Origin of the sequence: Streptomyces capoamus (genome assembly GCF_014654935.1) — a bacterium.
Taxonomy (GTDB): Bacteria; Actinomycetota; Actinomycetes; order Streptomycetales; family Streptomycetaceae; genus Streptomyces; species Streptomyces capoamus.
Genome location: NZ_BNBF01000118.1, coordinates 270 through 659, shown reverse-complemented (window position 1 = coordinate 659; position 390 = coordinate 270). Strand labels below are relative to the sequence as shown.

At 29.5% G+C, this 390-nt stretch carries 1 protein-coding gene; it reads left to right on the top strand.

Features of this window, described 5'->3' with window-relative positions:
* A partial coding sequence (locus tag IE312_RS44930; protein WP_189986846.1) for an uL14 family ribosomal protein occupies nucleotides 1–218 on the top strand: 218 nt, incomplete at its 5' end.
* Nucleotides 219–390 lie beyond the last annotated feature (172 nt).

Sequence of the window (390 nt, the reverse complement as noted above, 5' to 3'; positions counted from 1 at the left end):
CTCTAGAAAGATCAGAAGTGATTAGAGCTGTAATTGTACGTACTTGTAAAGAACTCAAACGTAACAATGGGACGATAATACGATATGATGACAATGCCGCAGTTGTCATTGATCAAGAAGGAAATCCAAAAGGAACTCGAGTTTTTGGGGCGATCCCACGGGAATTGAGACAATTAAACTTTACTAAAATAGTTTCATTAGCTCCTGAGGTATTATAAGATCTAAATATCGATAGCGATAGTTAGTATCGGATTAAAAAAACAGGTATTGAAATAAAATTAATTAATAGATTCTGTATCACGCATATACCCTTAATAATAAAATATTAAGAATTTAATTCATATATTAATATATAATTCGTCTATATCTATATATAAATAAAAGAAAAAG